Origin of the sequence: Sorangium sp. So ce406 (assembly GCF_051474675.1) — a bacterium.
GTDB classification, from domain to species: Bacteria; Myxococcota_A; Polyangia; order Polyangiales; family Polyangiaceae; genus Sorangium; species Sorangium cellulosum_G.
Map to the genome: position 1 here is coordinate 5,743,630 of NZ_CP150340.1, position 15,553 is coordinate 5,759,182.

A 15,553-nucleotide genomic window follows, 5' to 3' on the forward strand; every position below is an offset into this window, starting at 1 on the left:
GCACGGTGCCCACCATGACCAAGAAAGCTTTGGACCGACGAACCGTACTCCGGGGCATGCTGGCGACGGGCGCCGCCGTCACCATCCCGCTGCCGCTGCTGGAGATCATGCTGAACGAGAGCGGCACGGCGCTCGCCCAGCCGAAGACGCCTGTCTCGCCGCTCTACGTGACGTGGTTCTTCGGCAACGGCACGCTGCCCGGCCGCTGGAAGCCGGCGCGCACGGGCTCCGGCTCGGCCTGGGAGCTCAGCCCCCAGCTCCAGCCGCTCGCGGAGCACAAGTCTCATCTCACGGTGATCAGCGGCCTCGAGAACAAGCTCGTCGTCTCCGGCTTCGAGCACCCCAGCGGGTCGGCGGGGGCCACGACCGGCGCGCCGCTCAGCGGAAACGCCGTGCGGGCCCAGTCCATCGACCAGGTCGTCGCGAACGCCATCTCCGAGGGGGCGCCGTACCGCTCTCTCGAGGTGGGCGTGACGCCGGCGACGCCGAACGGCCCTCAGGACTCGCTGCATACGGTCTCACACAAAGGGCCGAGCTCGCGCAACAACCCGGAGTTCGATCCGAAGGCCGTGTTCAATCGGTTGTTCATGGGCGGCACGCCCGCGCCGAGCGACGACGGAGCGGAGCAGGCCGCGAAGCTCGCGAACGTCCGGAAGAGCGTGCTCGACTCGGTCCTGCAAGACGGCGCGAGCCTGCAGCAGCGGCTCGGGGCGGCCGACAGGCAGCGCGTGGAGCAGCACCTCGAGTCGATCCGCGCCATCGAGCGGCGCCTCGAGGCGACGACCCCCGGCGGCGGCACGCCATCCGCATGCAGCAGCCCGACGGCCCCCACCGCCGGCAAGGACGCGCAGAGCGAAGCGCCCCCGCAGGTGAACACCGCCATGGTCGAGCTCTCGGCGCTCGCGCTCGCCTGCGAGAGGACCCGCGTGCTCTCGTTCATGTTCTCGCTGCCCGCCGCGCACGTCTACTACCGGCACCTCGCGCAGGACATGAACGACGACTTCCACGACACCATCTGCCACGGGGACGCCGGAGATCAATCGAGTCAGCCCCGCGTCGACAAGGGCGTGATCTACACGATGCGCTGCCTGAACGAGTTCTTGACGAAGCTCAAGAGCACGCCACACGGCAGCTCGAACCTGCTCGACAACACGCTCGTGTTCGTCACGTCCGACACCGCGTGGGGCAAGGTGCATACGAAGGCGGAGTGGCCGGTGCTCTTCGCGGGGAAAGCCGGAGGACGGCTGCGCGGCGACGAGCATCACAACTTCCCCGGCGACAACCTGAGCAAGGCGCTCCTGACCGTCGCCCAGATCATGGGCTCGAAGGCGACGGAGATCGGCGCCGACGCGGGGCGGGTCACGTCGCCGCTCGCGGGCATCCAGGTCTGAGATCGGCTCGGCCGTCGGCTGCACCGACGGCCAGGGCGGCCCGCTCGACGACTTCGGCGACAGCAGCCTCCACGGCGGCCTCGTCGACCCGATCATCTCCTGATCGCACAATCACCACGAGGTCCAGACCATGCCGAACCCACGTTTTCGTTCCTGTATCCCCGCCGTCGCCTTGATGGTCCTCGCTTGCTCGTCCGAGACAGGCACGCCCGACAAGGAAGATGACGGTACCGGTCAGGGCACGGGCGGCGCATCCACGAGCGGCGGCGCTTCCTCCACGGGCGGCGCGATGACGACGAGCGGGGCCGACGTTTCTGCGAGCAGCGGGGGTGGCGCGACAGGTGAATCGACCGGGGGCGCATCGTCGACCGGGGGCGGCGGCATGGGGACCGGCGGCGCTGAATCGCCCATGGGCAACCCGAGCCCAGGCTGCGGCAAGCAGGGGCGGCCCGCGAACGGAACGGTGAAGGTCGACAACGATCACATCTACACGTTCCCGGACAGCTACGACGGCAACACCCCTTTCCCCCTCTTGGTGGGCTTCCACGCCTGCGGCAACCCGATCGACCAGTTCATCAACCTCACCCGGGGGTCGGCCTTCGAGACGGAGTACGTGCGCGCCGTGGGAAGGTCGTCGGACTCGGGTGGATGCTGGAACTACAACAACGACATCGCCAAGGTCCTTCAAATCCACGACGACATCATGAACAACTACTGCATCGACGTGGACCGTGTGTTCGCCACCGGCCACAGCTCCGGTGCCCAGATGATCGTGCAGATCCTGGCGCACAGGTCCGACGCCGAGCACCTGAACTTCAGGGCGGTCGCGCCCGTCGCGGCCTCCGATTACGGCGCGCTGCAGGTGCCCATGCCGGTGATGTACATCCAGGGCAAGAACGACACCGTCCGCGGGGGCGACGGGGCGAGCACGGTCGCCAGGTTCCGCACCGCCAACATGTGCCAGATGAGCTCGACACCGTATTCCGAGGTCATGGGCTGCCAGAGCAGCGGCAAGACGGTGAACCCCGGCTGCGTCTCCTACAGCGGCTGTTCGGAGCCGACGATCTGGTGCTCCCACGACGATCCCGCGTACAGCAATACGAGCCACGGCGTGCCGTGCTTCGCCATCCAGGCGATGTACGACTTCTTCACGGGCATGCCGTGAGCTTCGCGCTGGCGTGACGTGACCGAGCCCAGCACCGGCTGCGGCGACGCCCGAACGCGCAGCGCCGCAGCCCGAGCGTCACGAGGGGCCGGTGTAAGGGTCCGAGCCGAGCTTCCCGGAGACCAGAGGCGAGCGAGCCCGCGGTGACGTCGAGTCGCCGCGGGCTCGTCGGGGATATCGCCTCTCCTGCCCGAAGGTCCCCTCCGAGAGCTCGGAGGGGAAACGGGGTCACAGGTCGAGCGTCAGCAGCCCGAGCCTGTAGGGCAAGCGGCCGTACTCCTCGCGGGAGTTCGGATCCCTCCCCTGGTAGAGGAACTGCATGTCGCACGGGTTGATGGTCATTCGCTCGTCGATCCCGGAGCGGGTCAGCTCGCCGTGGCTGATGTCGTCGGTCCAGTCCGAGCCTTCGAACGTCACGTTCGCGGGGCCGGCGAAGGGGTTCGCCTTGGTGTCAGCCAGGGGAGTCCAGGGGCCGTCCAGGCTCTCGGAGGTCCACGACCGGAAGAAGCGAGGGCTGTTGTCGAACGCCTCCACCAGGAGCAGGTACTTGTTCGACCCATCCACCTTGTAGACGTTGCTGGCCTCGAACAGGAGCCCCGCGCTCGGAGCCGACATGACGACCTCGTAACCGTCGAACTTCGGGAAGTCTTCGATGCGGACCTTGGAGCGGTAGAGCTTCCCGTCGTCCCGCGAGAAGAAGAGATGGCAGTTGGCGTCGTCGCAGATGACCCAGAAGTCCAGCGCGCCGAGGGTGCTCCCCATGGCGCCCGGCTCGCCCCGGAGCAGCGACTGGGGCCGGCTCCACCCGTTCATGTTGTTGATGTCGTCGTTGGTCGAGTACCTGCCGTTCCACTGGTAGATGAGGTACCACTTGTTGTGCGGCCGGAAATAGAAGACCTGGGGAGCGACCGTGCTGCCGGTGGGCCAGCCCGCCATGTAGTGCTGCTCGGCGGCGTTCGCCTGAGAGAAGTCCGTGAAGTTCAGGTACACCGACTGCCACCCGCCGTTGCCACTGGTGGTGTCGAACACGGTGGCAAACACGTGGTGCTTGCCGTCGTGGTACACGATCGTCGGGTCCTTGACGGACGCGAACGTACGGCCAGCCGGCGGCTTGGGGCTGATCACCGGAGGCCCCGACTTCCACTTGAACCTGGTCGGCAGCTCGCAGGTCGGCGTCGAGCCGCCTGCGCCGCCGCTCCCGACCGCCGGAGAGCCACCGCTCCCCGAGGACGCCATGTCGCCCGTCATGTCGCCGCCCGTGCCCGCGGCGCTCGACGAGCTCGCGCCGGGGATCGACCCGCCCGTGCCCCCTCCGCCCGAGCCCGTCGTGCTGCTGGCGCTGGACATCGGGCTATCCGTGCCACCCGTCCCGGCAGGGGTCTGCTCCCCTTCCGTCGTGTCGCTGGCGCAGCCGGCGAGGGCCGCGAGCACGCAACCGAGGGCAGAGAAGAGAAGGGTAGAACGGCGCAGGGTCACGGTTTGACAGGGCAAATCGAGGTGAGTGTTCATGCCAGTCTCCAGGGGGATGCCCGTTCGGGCAGCGAGCTCCTCAGAGCCCGACCGTCAAGGTTAACGCGCAGGAGGACGAAGGGGCCGGGGCACACGGCGTGCTCATCCGGGGCAAAGCGGAAGGATACCAGGAATAAATTGTGAACGTTCACACGGCCGGAGTCAAACAAAAAACCGGCGCGCGGCGATCCTCGATCCGGAGGGGTGGATGACGCGCAGCGGCGGCCGGTCGCGGCGCGCGCGCGAGCTGCCTGTCGAGCTCTGCCTTCGAGAGCTCGTCGTCGCCGGGGGCCCCAGGCGCCCCCTCACCCCTCGCGCTTCACGCCCAGCGAGCGACGATCGAACAGCCGCTGAAAGAGGCACGAGACCAGGAGCAGGAGCCCGACCACGATCTTGGTCCACCAGGAGCTGAGCGTGCCCTCGAACGTGATGAGGGTCTGGATGGTGCCGAGGATGAGCACACCGAACAGGGTACCGAAGACGGTGCCGAACCCGCCGGTCAGCAGCGTGCCGCCGATGACGACGGCGGCGATGGCGTCCATCTCCATCCCGCCGGCGTGCAGCGCGTAGCCGGACACCATGTAGAACGTGAAGGCGACGCCGGCCAGCGCCGAGCAGAATCCGCTCAAGGTGTAGACGAGCACCTTCGTCCTCGGCACCGGGAGGCCCATGAGCATGGCGGACTGCTCGCTGCCGCCGATCGCGTAGACCGTGCGGCCGAAGCGCGTGTAGTGCGCGAGGTAGACGGCCGCGGCAAACAACGTGAGCGCGATGATCACGTTCCAGGTGATCGAGGTGTCGAACAGGAACGGGATGCGGCGCGACGACACGTCGACATAGAAAGGATGAGTGATGGTGATGGAGTCGATGCTGATGAGGTAGCAGAGCCCGCGGGCCAGGAACATGCCCGCCAGGGTGACGATGAAGGCCTGCACCTCGAAGTACTGGATGACGACCCCCATCACGAGGCCGATGCCCGCGCCCATGGCGAGGACGAGCGGGATGACCACGGACGGGCTATAGCCGTGCTTCTCGACGAGCGACGCCGAGACCATCGTGGTCAGCGCGATGACCGAGCCGACGGAGAGGTCGATCCCGCCGGAGAGGATGACGAAGGTCATCCCGATGGCGGTGATCGCCAGGAACGCATTGTCGATGAAGAAGTTGAGGAACACCTGCAGCGAGAAGAACCCGTCGAACAGGATCGACCCGGCCCCGAACATGACGATGAACAGGCCGATCGTGACGGCGAGCGGAAGGTGCCTCCGGTCGAACCGGATCGACGGTCTGCTCCCGGCGGTGGTGTCGCTCCTGGCTCCGGCCGCGGTGTCGCTCATGGCCGTCGCGACGGTGTCGCTCCTGGTTCCGGCTGCGGTGTCGCTCATGTGGTGGCCACCTTCCCTGCCCGCTGCTTTCCGATGAGGTCCCTGACCTTCTGCGATTGCAGGATGCTGACCAGGAAGACGACGAACGCCTTCACCACCAGGTTGACCTCGGGCGGCACGCCGACCGAGTAGATCGTGGTGGTGAGCGTCTGGAGGATGAGGGCGCCGATGACGCTCCCCGCCAGCGTGAACTTGCCCCCGGAGAGCGACGTCCCGCCCAGGACGACGGCCAGGATGGCGTCGAGCTCGAAGAGCAGCCCCGCGTTGTTGCCGTCGGCGCTCTTGACGTTCGAGCTCACGATGAGCCCGGCGATGCCGGCGCACAGGCCGCACACCGCATAGCAGGCGAAGGTGATCGAGCGCGCGCGGATCCCGGCCAGCCGCGAGGCGACCGGGTTGATGCCGATCGCCTCCACGAACATGCCGAGCGCGGTCTTGCGCGTGAGGAGCCAGAGGGCGGCGCCCACGCTCGCCACGATGAACAGCGAGACCGGGATGCCCAGCAAGAAGCCGTTCCCGATGACGTAGTAAGGGCTGTAGTAGATCGTGATGATCTGGCCGTTCGTGATGAGCTGGGCGACGCCCCGGCCCATGACGAGCAAGATCAACGTCGCGATGATCGGCTGCATGCCGAGCATCGACACCAGCGCTCCGTTCCACATGCCGAAGACGAGCGCCACGCCGAGCGCGCAGCCGATGACGATCGGCAGCGGGACCTGCGTCACGTCCTGCATGCCGGCGCCGCCGTGCAGGACCAGCTGGCCGCCGATCAGCGCCGCGGCGACCGCGCCCGAGATGGCGACGACCGCGCCGACCGAGATATCGATGCCGTGGGTGGCGATCACCAGGGTGAGCCCCATGGCGACGATCATGAGCGGCGCCGCGCGGTTCAGGATGTCGATGACGCTGCCGTAGAGGTGGCCGTCCTTGACCGTGATCGCGAAGAGCTGCGGGTTGATGACCAGGTTGAAGAGGAGCAGGAGGCCGAGCATCGCCGTCGGCCAGAAGGCGCTCCTCCGGCTGAGCCGGCGCAGGGAGGCGGCCGCCGCGCTCACGCCGCGCCTCCCGCGATGATCTGGTACACCGCCTGCTCGTCGGTCTCGCCGGCGGCCAGGTCGGCCACCTTGCGCCGGTCGCGCAGCACGACGACCCGGTCGGCGTAGCGCAGCGCCTCGGCCATCTCGGACGAGACGAACACCACGGCCATCCCGCGGTCGCAGAGATCCATGACCTTGCCCATGATCTCGGCCTTGGCCGCCACGTCGATGCCGCGGGTCGGCTCGTCGAGGATGAGCATGCGGGGGTCGGTCGCCAGCCAGCGGGCCAGGAGCGCCTTCTGCTGGTTGCCGCCGCTCAGCTTGGAGATGGGCACCTCCGCGTCGGCCGCCACGATGCCGAGCCGCTCGATGTACGCGCGGGCGATCTCGTCCTGTCGCGTCCGCGACAGGGCGCGGAAGATGCCGCGCTTGGCCTGGAGCGCGAGGACGATGTTCTCGCGCAGCGAGAGCTCGCCGACGATGCCCTCGAGCTTCCGGTCCTCGGGGCAGAAGCCGAGGCCGCGCGCGATCGCGTCGAGCGGCGAGCCGATGCGCGCCTGCTCGCCGTCGATCTCGATGGTGCCCTGATCCGCCCTGTCGATGCCGAACAGGAGCCTGACGGTCTCCGACTTCCCGGCGCCCAGCAGGCCCGCGACGCCGAGCTCTTCCCCGGGCCTCACCTCGAGGTCGATGTCCCGGACCGAGCCTTTCTTGCCGAGGCCGCGCGCCCGCAGGAACGGCGCCGCCCCGCCCGCCGGCGTCGCGGCCTGAGCGCGGTCGGCCCGGCGCGGGCCCTCGTCCGAGACGTCGCGCCCCACCATCCGTGTGACGAGCTGCATGCGTGAGAGCTCCGAGGCCAGGTACTCGCCGACGCGCTGGCCGTTCCTCAGCACCGTGATCCGGTCGGAGATCTCGAACACCTGGTCGAGGAAGTGCGTGATGAACAGGATCGCCATCCCCTGCGCCTTGAGGCGCCGGATGACGGAGTACAGCACCTTGACCTCATCCTCGGACAGGCTCGATGTCGGCTCGTCGAGGATGAGGATCTTGGCCTTCGCGCTCAGCGCGCGGGCGATCGCGACGATCTGCTGGATGGCCAGCGAGTAGGTCGAGAGCGGCGCGGCGACGTCGAGGTGGACGTTGAGATCCGAGAGCAGGGCCTCGGCCTTCCGGCGCATCTCCGCCCACCGGATGGCGAAGGGGCTCGACCCCTCCCGCCCGAGGAAGATGTTCTCGGCGACCGACAGGTTGGTGCAGAGGTTCACCTCCTGGAACACGGCGCTGATGCCCGCCCGCTGCGCGCTCTGCGGGCTCGACGGCCTGATCTCCCTCCCTTCGAGGAGGATCTGCCCGCCGTCCGGGGGGTGGACGCCGGTCATGATCTTGACCAGCGTCGACTTGCCGGCGCCGTTCTGCCCCATGAGCGTGTGCACCTCCCCCGCCAGCATGCGGAAGTCGACGCACAGGAGCGCCTGCACGCCGGGGAAGCTCTTGGAGATCCTCTTCAACTCGAGCACGGGCACGGCGTTGCTCCCCATGGCTCTCATCCTCCCGGCTCGGCGATCGATGCCCCCGTCACCCCGCGCTCAGTACTTGCGCTTCGGGAACTCCTGGGCGGCGGTCTCCATCGGGAAGACGCCCTCCTCGGTCACGATGCGCTTCGGCAGCGTCTTGCCTGCCATGAGATCCTTCACCGCGCTCATGAGCTGCGGCCCGAGCAGGGGGCTGCACTCGACGGTCACGTTGAGCTTGCCCGCCATCATCGCCTCGAACGCGCCCTTCACCGCGTCGATCGAGATGATGAGGATGTCCTGGCCGGGGCGGAGGCCGGCCTCCTCGATCGCCTGGATGGCGCCGATCGCCATGTCGTCGTTGTGGGCGTAGAGGACGTGGATGTTCTTGCCCTCGGCCTTCAGGAACGCCTCCATGACCTCCTTGCCCTTCGCGCGGGTGAAGTCGCCCGTCTGCGAGCGGATGATCTTGAGCTGGGGCTTGTCCTTGATGACCTCCTCGAACCCCTTCTTGCGGTCGATCGCGGGGGCCGAGCCGACGGTGCCCTGCAGCTCGACGATGTTCACGGTGTCGGTGCGGTCCTTCGTCTTCTCGACCAGCCACTTCGCCGCGCGGCGGCCCTCCTCGACGAAGTCCGACCCGATGAAGGTGACCCAGAGGCTGTCGTCCTTCGTGTCCACGGCGCGGTCGGTCAGGATGACGGGGATCTTCGCCTCCTTGGCCTCGCGCAGAACGGGCTCCCACCCGGTCTCGACCACGGGCGAGAACGCGATGACGTCGACCTTCTGGGCGATGAACGACCGGATGGCCTTGATCTGGTTCTCCTGCTTCTGCTGAGCGTCGGATAGCTTGAGCTCGATCCCTTCCGCCTTGGCGGTCTCCTCGATCGACTTGGTGTTCGCGGTCCGCCACTCGCTCTCCGCGCCGATCTGGGAGAACCCGAGCGTGACCTTGCCCTTCTCCTTGCTACAGCCGAGACCGGCCAGGACCAGCGCCAGTACGACCAGTGGCATCATCCACGCGGCGACAACCTTGTTCCTCTTCATGGCGCAGCTCGTCTCCTCTCGTCCTCGCCCCGTCCCCCAGGGCACATCGATCGTCCTCGCCGTCGTCAGCGACGTCCGGCGTCACTTCTGGCCGTAATACGCGCCCTTGCCGTGCTTGCGGTCGAAGTGCTTGCGCACGACCGCCTCGGGCAGGCGCGCGGCGCCCGGGTGGATCGTGCGGGTGATGAACGCCATCCGCGCGATCTCCTCGAGCACCACCGCGTTGTACACCGCCTTCTCGGCGTTCTCTCCCCACGCGAAGGGGCCGTGGCCCGCCACGAGCACCATCGGCGTGTGGAGCGGGTTCCGCTCACGGAAGCACTCGACGATCTGCTTCCCTGTCTCCGTCTCGTAGTCGCCCTTCACGGCATCGTCGCGCATCACCTCGGTGCACGGCACGTCCTCGGCCAGGTGGTCGGCGTGCGTCGTCCCGTAGATCGGGATCGGCGTGCCCGCCTGCGCCCAGCTCGTCGCGTACGTCGAGTGCGTGTGCACGACGCCGCCGAGCCCGCGGAAATTCGCGTACAGGAAGATGTGCGTCCGGGTATCCGACGAGGGGCGGAGGCGGCCCTCCACCACCTTCCCCTCGAGATCGAGCACCACCATGTCGTCGATCGACAGCGTATCGTAGGCGACGCCGCTCGGCTTGATGGCCAGGACACCTCTGTCGCGATCGAACGCCGACACGTTGCCGAACGTGTAGATGGCGAGCCCTCGGCGCGGGATCTCCATGTTCGCCGCCCACGCGCGCTCGCGCAGCTCTCGGTAGGTCGCGCTCACGTCTTGCCCCTCAATCCGCCAGCCGGTAGGCGAGGTCGTTCCAGCGGAGCTCGTTCTTGAGCGCGCGGATCTCGGTCCCTTCGCCGATGCGGATCAGCTCCACGCCGGCGATGGTGGCGAAGTCCTCCACGTGCTCCATCGTGAGGGCCCGGCTGTGCGCGCAGTGATGGGCGCCTCCGGCCAGGATCCACGCCTCGCACGCGAGCCTGAAGCTGGGCCTGGGGATCCACACCGCGCGCGCCACGGGCAGCTTCGGCATCGCCCGGTCGGGCGCAACCGCGTCGAGCTCGTTGGCGACGATCCGCATGCGGCCGCGCATGTCGATCATGGCGACGTTCACGGCGGGCCCGGTCCCGGCGTCGAAGACGAGCCGACACGGATCCCCCTTGCCGCCGATCGAGAGCGGGTGGATCTCCAGGGACGGCTTCGCGGCGGCGATCGACGGGCAGATCTCGAGCATGTGGGCGCCGAGGACGCGCTCCTTTCCCTGGACGAGATGATACGTGTAGTCCTCCATGAAGGACACGCCCCCGCGCAGGCCGGCCGACATGACCTTCAGGGCGCGGACCAGGCCGCAGGACTTCCAGTCCCCCTCGGCCCCGAAGCCGTAGCCTTCGGCCATGAGCCGCTGCACCGCGAGGCCGGGGAGCTGCTTGAGCCCGTGCAGGTCCTCGAAGGTCGTGGTGAACCCGCCGAACCCGCCCTCCACGAGGAAGGAGCGTATCGCCGCCTCCTGCCTGGCCGCGTACCGCAGCTCGCCGCGGCGCTCTCCGCCCTTCCTCAGGGCGGGAGCGACCGCGTACGCTTCGTCGTACTCCGCCACCAGGCGATCGACCTCGGCCTCGCCGATTTCGGCGATCCGAGCCACGAGATCGCCCAGCGCGTAGCCGTTCACCGACCACCCGAGCTTGACCTGCGCCTCGACGCGGTCACCGCCGGTGACGGCCACCTCTCGCATGTTCATGCCGCCGAAGCGGGCGATCTTGAGCCGCCGCGCGTCGACGATGGCGCAGGCGGCGCGCGCCCAGACGTCGAGCTTCCCGAGGACGTCGTCGTCCATCCAGTGGCCGACGACGACCTTCCGGTCGATGCGCAGGCGAGCGCCGATGTACCCGAACTCGCGGTCCCCGTGGGCCGACTGGTTCAGGTTCATGAAGTCCATATCGATGCTGTCCCAGGGCAGCTCGCGGCTGTACTGCGTGTGCAGGTGCGCGATCGGCTTCTCCAGGCGCAGGAGCCCCGCGATCCACATCTTGGCGGGCGAGAAGGTGTGCATCCACGTGATCACACCGGCGCATCGCGGCGTCGCGTTGGCCTCGCGACAGACGGCGAGGATCGCCTCGGGGCTCTTGAGCGTCGGCTTCCAGACGACCTTCACCGGGAGCTTGCCCGACGTGTCGAGGTACGCGGCGATCTCCCGCGAGTGCTCGGCGACCTGCCTCAGGGCCTCCTCGCCGTAAAGATCCTGACTGCCTGTCAGGAACCATACCTCGAAGCCCTCTCGAAGATCTTGCATGACGACTCCGCTCATTTTGTCAGCTCTCTCTCCACAAACGACCCGAGCGCGACGTAGTCCCGGTATAGCGCGTCATAGAGCCTGGCGCGCGCCGGATCGGGACGATACACAGCCTCGGTCCCGGACGACATCGCGCGCTGCGCGTCCTCGATCGTCGCGTGCAGGCCGGCGGCCGTCGCGGCGAACATCGCCGCGCCCAGGGCGACCGGCTGCTCGCCGGCGCGGACCTCGACGGTCATGTCGAGCACGTCCGCCAGGACCTGCATGGTGAAGGGGCTCTTGCGCGCGACGCCCCCGATTCCGATGATGCCGTCGATGCGGATCCCGTGAGACCGGAAGCGCTCGACGATGGCGCGCGATCCGAAGGCGATCGCCTCGACGAGCGCGCGGTAGATCCGCGGAGCGTCCGTGGCGAGGTCGAGGCGGACGATGGCGCCCTGGAGCCGCTGGTCCGCGTCCGGGGTCCTCCGCCCGTTCAGCCAGTCGAGCGCCACCACCGAGCTCGCCGCCGGCGGGATCTCCGCGGCCGCCCTCTCCAGCTCGGGGATGATCCGGTCGATGAGCGGATCGCCGGCCGGGAGGGCCGGCTGGAGCGCGCGCAGCGGCCAGCTCAGGAGCTGCTTGAACCAGGCAAAGACATCGCCGAAGGCGGACTGCCCCGCTTCGTAGCCGATCGCGTTCGGGAGGATGGAGCCGTCGACCTGACCGCAGATCCCGGCGACGAGGACCTCCGGCGCGCCTGTCTTCGGGACGACGAGCATATCGCACGTGCTGGTCCCCATGACCTTGAGCAGGTGGTGCGGCTGGATGTCGCCGCCGACCGCGCCCATGTGCGCGTCGAAGGCGCCGACGGCGACGACGGTGTCGCCCGGGACGCCGAGCCTCGCGGCCCAGTCGGGCGAGATCGTCCCGAAGGGCGCGTCCGCGGTCCAGGTCTGCGACCCGAGCGTGGCCCTGAGCTCCGTCAGGCGCGGGTTCAGCCTCGCCAGGAACTCGTTCGAAGGATAACCGTCGAACTCCGGGTGCCACATCGCCTTGTGGCCGGCGGCGCAGCGGCTCCGCTTGATCCGCTTGAGGTCGTCGGTGCCGGTCAGGACCGCGGGGATCCAGTCGCAGTGCTCCAGGACGGTGACCGCCGCGCGCGCCACCGCCGGATTGGTCTCGATGACGTGGAGCACCTTGGCCCAGAACCACTCGGAGGAGTACACGCCGCCCTCGAACTTCGTGTAATCCACGCCGCCCCACGTCCGGGCGAGGTCGTTGATCCGCTCCGCCTCGGCCACCGCGGTGTGGTCCTTCCAGAGGATGAACATCGCGTCCGGGTCCTCCTCGAAGCCGGGGCAGAGCGAGAGAGGCCTGCCCTTCGCGTCGGCCAGGACCGGCGTGGATCCGGTGGTATCGACCGCGATCCCGCACACGCGCGCGGCGGCGTCGCTGCCCGCCTGGCCCAGGGCAGCGCGGACCGACTGCTCCATGGCCTCCAGGTAGTCGAGCGGATGCTGGCGGAACCGGTGCGCGTGCGGGTCACAGTGGAGGCCTTGCGCCCAGCGCGGGTACGGCACGACCGCGGCCCCCGCGAGCTCGCCGTTGCGCGCGTCCGCGACGACCGCGCGAACGGAGTCGGTGCCGAAGTCAATCCCGATGACGAAGGTTCCGGTACGCATGACGACCCGCTGGCTGGGGTGAAGCAGGAAAGGATGGGTTCGGAAGTTCAATGTGAACGTTCACATCGCAGATGTCAATTCCAATCCGTATGCCCGTGGCCAGATCGGCGGGGCGGGGAGCGAGGGCCAGCACGTCGTCAAGAGCGTGACCGCGCCTGGGCAGGTAGGCGGAAGCGGCAGCGGAGGCGGGCAGACGGGGGCGGCCGGGCGCGCCGGAGCGGTCGGCGTGTTCGAGGCGCCGACAGCGGCGCCGGAGAGCAGGCGGCGCTCGCCGAGCCGCCCGCACAGGCGAGCCCAGGAGCCCACGACCGGTTGGAAGCCGTGGCGCCCTTTCTCGATGTAAACTTACCATCCGAGGCGAACGCTTCGATCCCTCGATGAAGAGTCGAGCGACCCGTGATTGATGGAGAGCGCTCCGGTACACGGGGAGAGAGACGACGCGTTCTCGACTTCGTCGCGGGTAGGAAGGAGGGCTCCACGTCCACCAGCGCGTCCAGTGGCCCTCCCCGGACCGGCGTAAGAACAAGAATCTCATGATCGCCGTCCCTGCGATCACGGTCCTGCTTGCCTGCGGCTCCGATCCCGACCCGCGTTCAGACTGGCCATGAGGTCGGACGCTTCTCGTCAGCGACTTCATTTTTCTCGCGAGGCTACACCGATGAGCATGAATCGAAAACAGTCCTTGGCGGCGACCTCGACGACTGCGACCCTCTTCGTGCTGCTCGCGACCGGATACGCGCGCGCGGCGGAGCACTACGTGGCGCCGGACGGCAGCGATTCCAATCGCGGGACCATGCTCCAGCCGTTCGCCACCCTCTCCAAGGCGAACAGCGCCGCCGCCGCCGGTGACACCATCTGGGTGCGCGGCGGCACCTATTACATCACGGGCCAGCTCGTCCTTTCGAGGAGCGGCACCTCGGATACGAACCGCACGAAGATCTGGGCCTACCCGGGTGAGAAGCCGGTGCTCGACGCGTCGAGGTATGTCACCAGCAACCCGGCCGTTGACGTGCCGGTGGTCCTGGTGACCGGAAGCTGGATGCACCTTCGTGGGCTCGAGATCGGCAACGCCAAGGTGGGCAGAAGCGGCGACCACTCGTACTCGCTGCTCCGCACCAAGGGCTCCAGCAACAACATCTTCGAGCTGCTCCACCTCCACCATGGGTTCGGGCCCGGCCTGTTCATCGACAAAGGCAACGGCGGCAACCTGGTCCTCAACTGCGACGCGCACGACAACTACGACCAGAACGGCAGCCAGGGCGACGGCCAGAACGGAGACGGCTTCGGGGTACACTACCAGACGACGGGTCCCAGCACGATCATCCGGGGATGCCGGGCGTGGAACAACTCGGACGACGGCTACGACTACATCTCGCAGGAGGTGCCTGTCATCACCGAGGGCAGCTTCGCCATGTCGAACGGTCGGGGCAGCGAGGGCAACGGCAACGGGTTCAAGGTCGGCAGCAGCAAGACGGGCGTCCGGCACATCGTGCAGAACAACGTGGCCTGGAAGAACAAGGCCGCGGGCTTCTACGCGAACCATTCGTCGGGCGGCAATACCTGGCTCAACAACACCGCGTACAACAACAGAACCCAGTACAACATGCTGGCGAGCCCGCCCGACGATAGCAGCCAGACGATCATCTTGACCGGAGCGCTCGCGCACAGGATGCGGAACAACATCGGCTTCCCCGACAAGAACTCGAACATGGGGGGCGTCGACACAGCGTTCAACACCTGGGACCTGAACATCACGGAGGCGAGCTCGTCCTTCGAGAGCACGTCCGACGCCGGTTGCACCGGACCCCGCGAGGCCGACGGCAGCATCCCCTCCGCGTGCGTGTTCATGAAGCTCAAGACCGGGAGCGATCTGATCGACAAAGGCACGGACGTGGGGCTTCCGTTCGTCGGATTGGCGCCGGACCTCGGAGCTCACGAGTTCGGCGACGGGCCGACCGCGGGGGCGGGTGGCGGCGCCGCCGGTGGCTCCGGCACCGCGGGCGGCGGCATGGGCGGCACGGCAGCCCATGGAGGCGGTGACGACGGGTCCGGTGGCACGGGCGACACCGACCCTGGCGTGGGCGCAGCGGGTGGCGCCGGCGAAGGTGGCGCTCTGGATGGCGACGGCTCCCCGGAAACCGGCGGCGCCACGGTCGGCACCGACGGCGAATCGGGAGGCCGCGCCGGAGCCGCAGGGACCTCGAAAGGCGGCAGCTCCGCGGCGGGTTGCGCCTTCGCCGTCTCATCCGACGACGCCACCGCCGGTATCGGCGGGTTCGCGCTTGTCGCGCTTGCCGCCGCGCTCGCCGCGCGCTCCCGCGACCCGAGGACGGCGCGGCGCAAGGGCGGCCGGCAGCCGAGGTTTGGCTGACCTGTCGTGAGCGAAGCCGCCACCGGGAGCTACCAGGGCGGCACGCCCCTCAGCAGCACGGCTACTGGCACGTCGTTCCCTGGAGCTCCTCGGCAGGGGCCGTGGCGTCGTGGCCGTCGCCCAGGATGACGTGGTTGACGCGGTTTTCAGGTGGGCCCGCGCTCTCGATGGCCACGC

Annotated in this window: 11 protein-coding genes; 3 read left to right on the top strand and 8 right to left on the bottom strand. The window is 68.3% G+C overall.

The window, feature by feature from the left end; translation table 11 throughout:
• The first annotated feature begins 56 nt into the window (after positions 1–56).
• Both WME96_RS21180 and WME96_RS21185 read left to right on the top strand, forming a co-directional pair.
• Positions 57–1,391, top strand: a complete 1,335-nt coding sequence (locus WME96_RS21180; RefSeq protein ID WP_437291902.1) for a DUF1552 domain-containing protein — start codon at positions 57–59, stop codon at positions 1,389–1,391.
• A 130-nt stretch (positions 1,392–1,521) separates the two neighbouring features.
• Positions 1,522–2,556 (top strand): alpha/beta hydrolase family esterase, encoded by a 1,035-nt coding sequence (locus WME96_RS21185; protein WP_437291903.1) that lies wholly within the window; start codon positions 1,522–1,524, stop codon positions 2,554–2,556.
• Positions 2,557–2,784: 228 nt separating this feature from the next.
• On the opposite strand, the gene WME96_RS21190 is transcribed toward WME96_RS21185, so the two are convergent.
• From WME96_RS21190 to WME96_RS21225, 8 genes are all read right to left on the bottom strand, one after another.
• Positions 2,785–3,903, bottom strand: coding sequence for a non-reducing end alpha-L-arabinofuranosidase family hydrolase (locus tag WME96_RS21190; protein WP_437291904.1), 1,119 nt, complete (start codon positions 3,901–3,903; stop codon positions 2,785–2,787).
• 467 nt (positions 3,904–4,370) lie between these two features.
• Positions 4,371–5,402, bottom strand: coding sequence for a galactofuranose ABC transporter, permease protein YjfF (yjfF, locus tag WME96_RS21195; RefSeq protein ID WP_437292337.1), 1,032 nt, complete (start codon positions 5,400–5,402; stop codon positions 4,371–4,373).
• A gap of 44 nt (positions 5,403–5,446) precedes the next feature.
• The gene (locus tag WME96_RS21200; protein WP_437291905.1) at positions 5,447–6,505 is read right to left on the bottom strand and encodes an ABC transporter permease; all 1,059 of its coding nucleotides are present in this window, start codon (positions 6,503–6,505) and stop codon (positions 5,447–5,449) included.
• Positions 6,502–8,025 (bottom strand): sugar ABC transporter ATP-binding protein, encoded by a 1,524-nt coding sequence (locus tag WME96_RS21205; RefSeq protein WP_437291906.1) that lies wholly within the window; start codon positions 8,023–8,025, stop codon positions 6,502–6,504. The genes WME96_RS21200 and WME96_RS21205 overlap by 4 nt, the downstream gene beginning before the upstream one ends.
• Positions 8,026–8,073: 48 nt before the next feature.
• Positions 8,074–9,045, bottom strand: coding sequence for an ABC transporter substrate-binding protein (locus WME96_RS21210; RefSeq protein WP_437291907.1), 972 nt, complete (start codon positions 9,043–9,045; stop codon positions 8,074–8,076).
• 81 nt (positions 9,046–9,126) lie between these two features.
• Positions 9,127–9,777 carry an L-ribulose-5-phosphate 4-epimerase AraD gene (gene araD / locus WME96_RS21215; RefSeq protein ID WP_437292338.1) on the bottom strand — a complete coding sequence of 217 codons (651 nt, stop codon included), beginning with the start codon at positions 9,775–9,777 and terminating at the stop codon, positions 9,127–9,129.
• A 58-nt stretch (positions 9,778–9,835) separates the two neighbouring features.
• Positions 9,836–11,341: an L-arabinose isomerase gene (gene araA / locus WME96_RS21220; RefSeq protein ID WP_437291908.1), complete on the bottom strand. Its 1,506-nt coding sequence runs from the start codon at positions 11,339–11,341 to the stop codon at positions 9,836–9,838.
• An 11-nt stretch (positions 11,342–11,352) separates the two neighbouring features.
• The gene (locus WME96_RS21225; protein WP_437291909.1) at positions 11,353–13,005 is read right to left on the bottom strand and encodes a ribulokinase; all 1,653 of its coding nucleotides are present in this window, start codon (positions 13,003–13,005) and stop codon (positions 11,353–11,355) included.
• A 664-nt stretch (positions 13,006–13,669) separates the two neighbouring features.
• Between WME96_RS21225 and WME96_RS21230 the strand changes: the two genes are divergently transcribed.
• Complete coding sequence (locus tag WME96_RS21230; protein WP_437291910.1) at positions 13,670–15,376, top strand: right-handed parallel beta-helix repeat-containing protein; 1,707 nt, start codon at positions 13,670–13,672, stop codon at positions 15,374–15,376.
• The last annotated feature ends 177 nt before the right edge of the window (positions 15,377–15,553 follow it).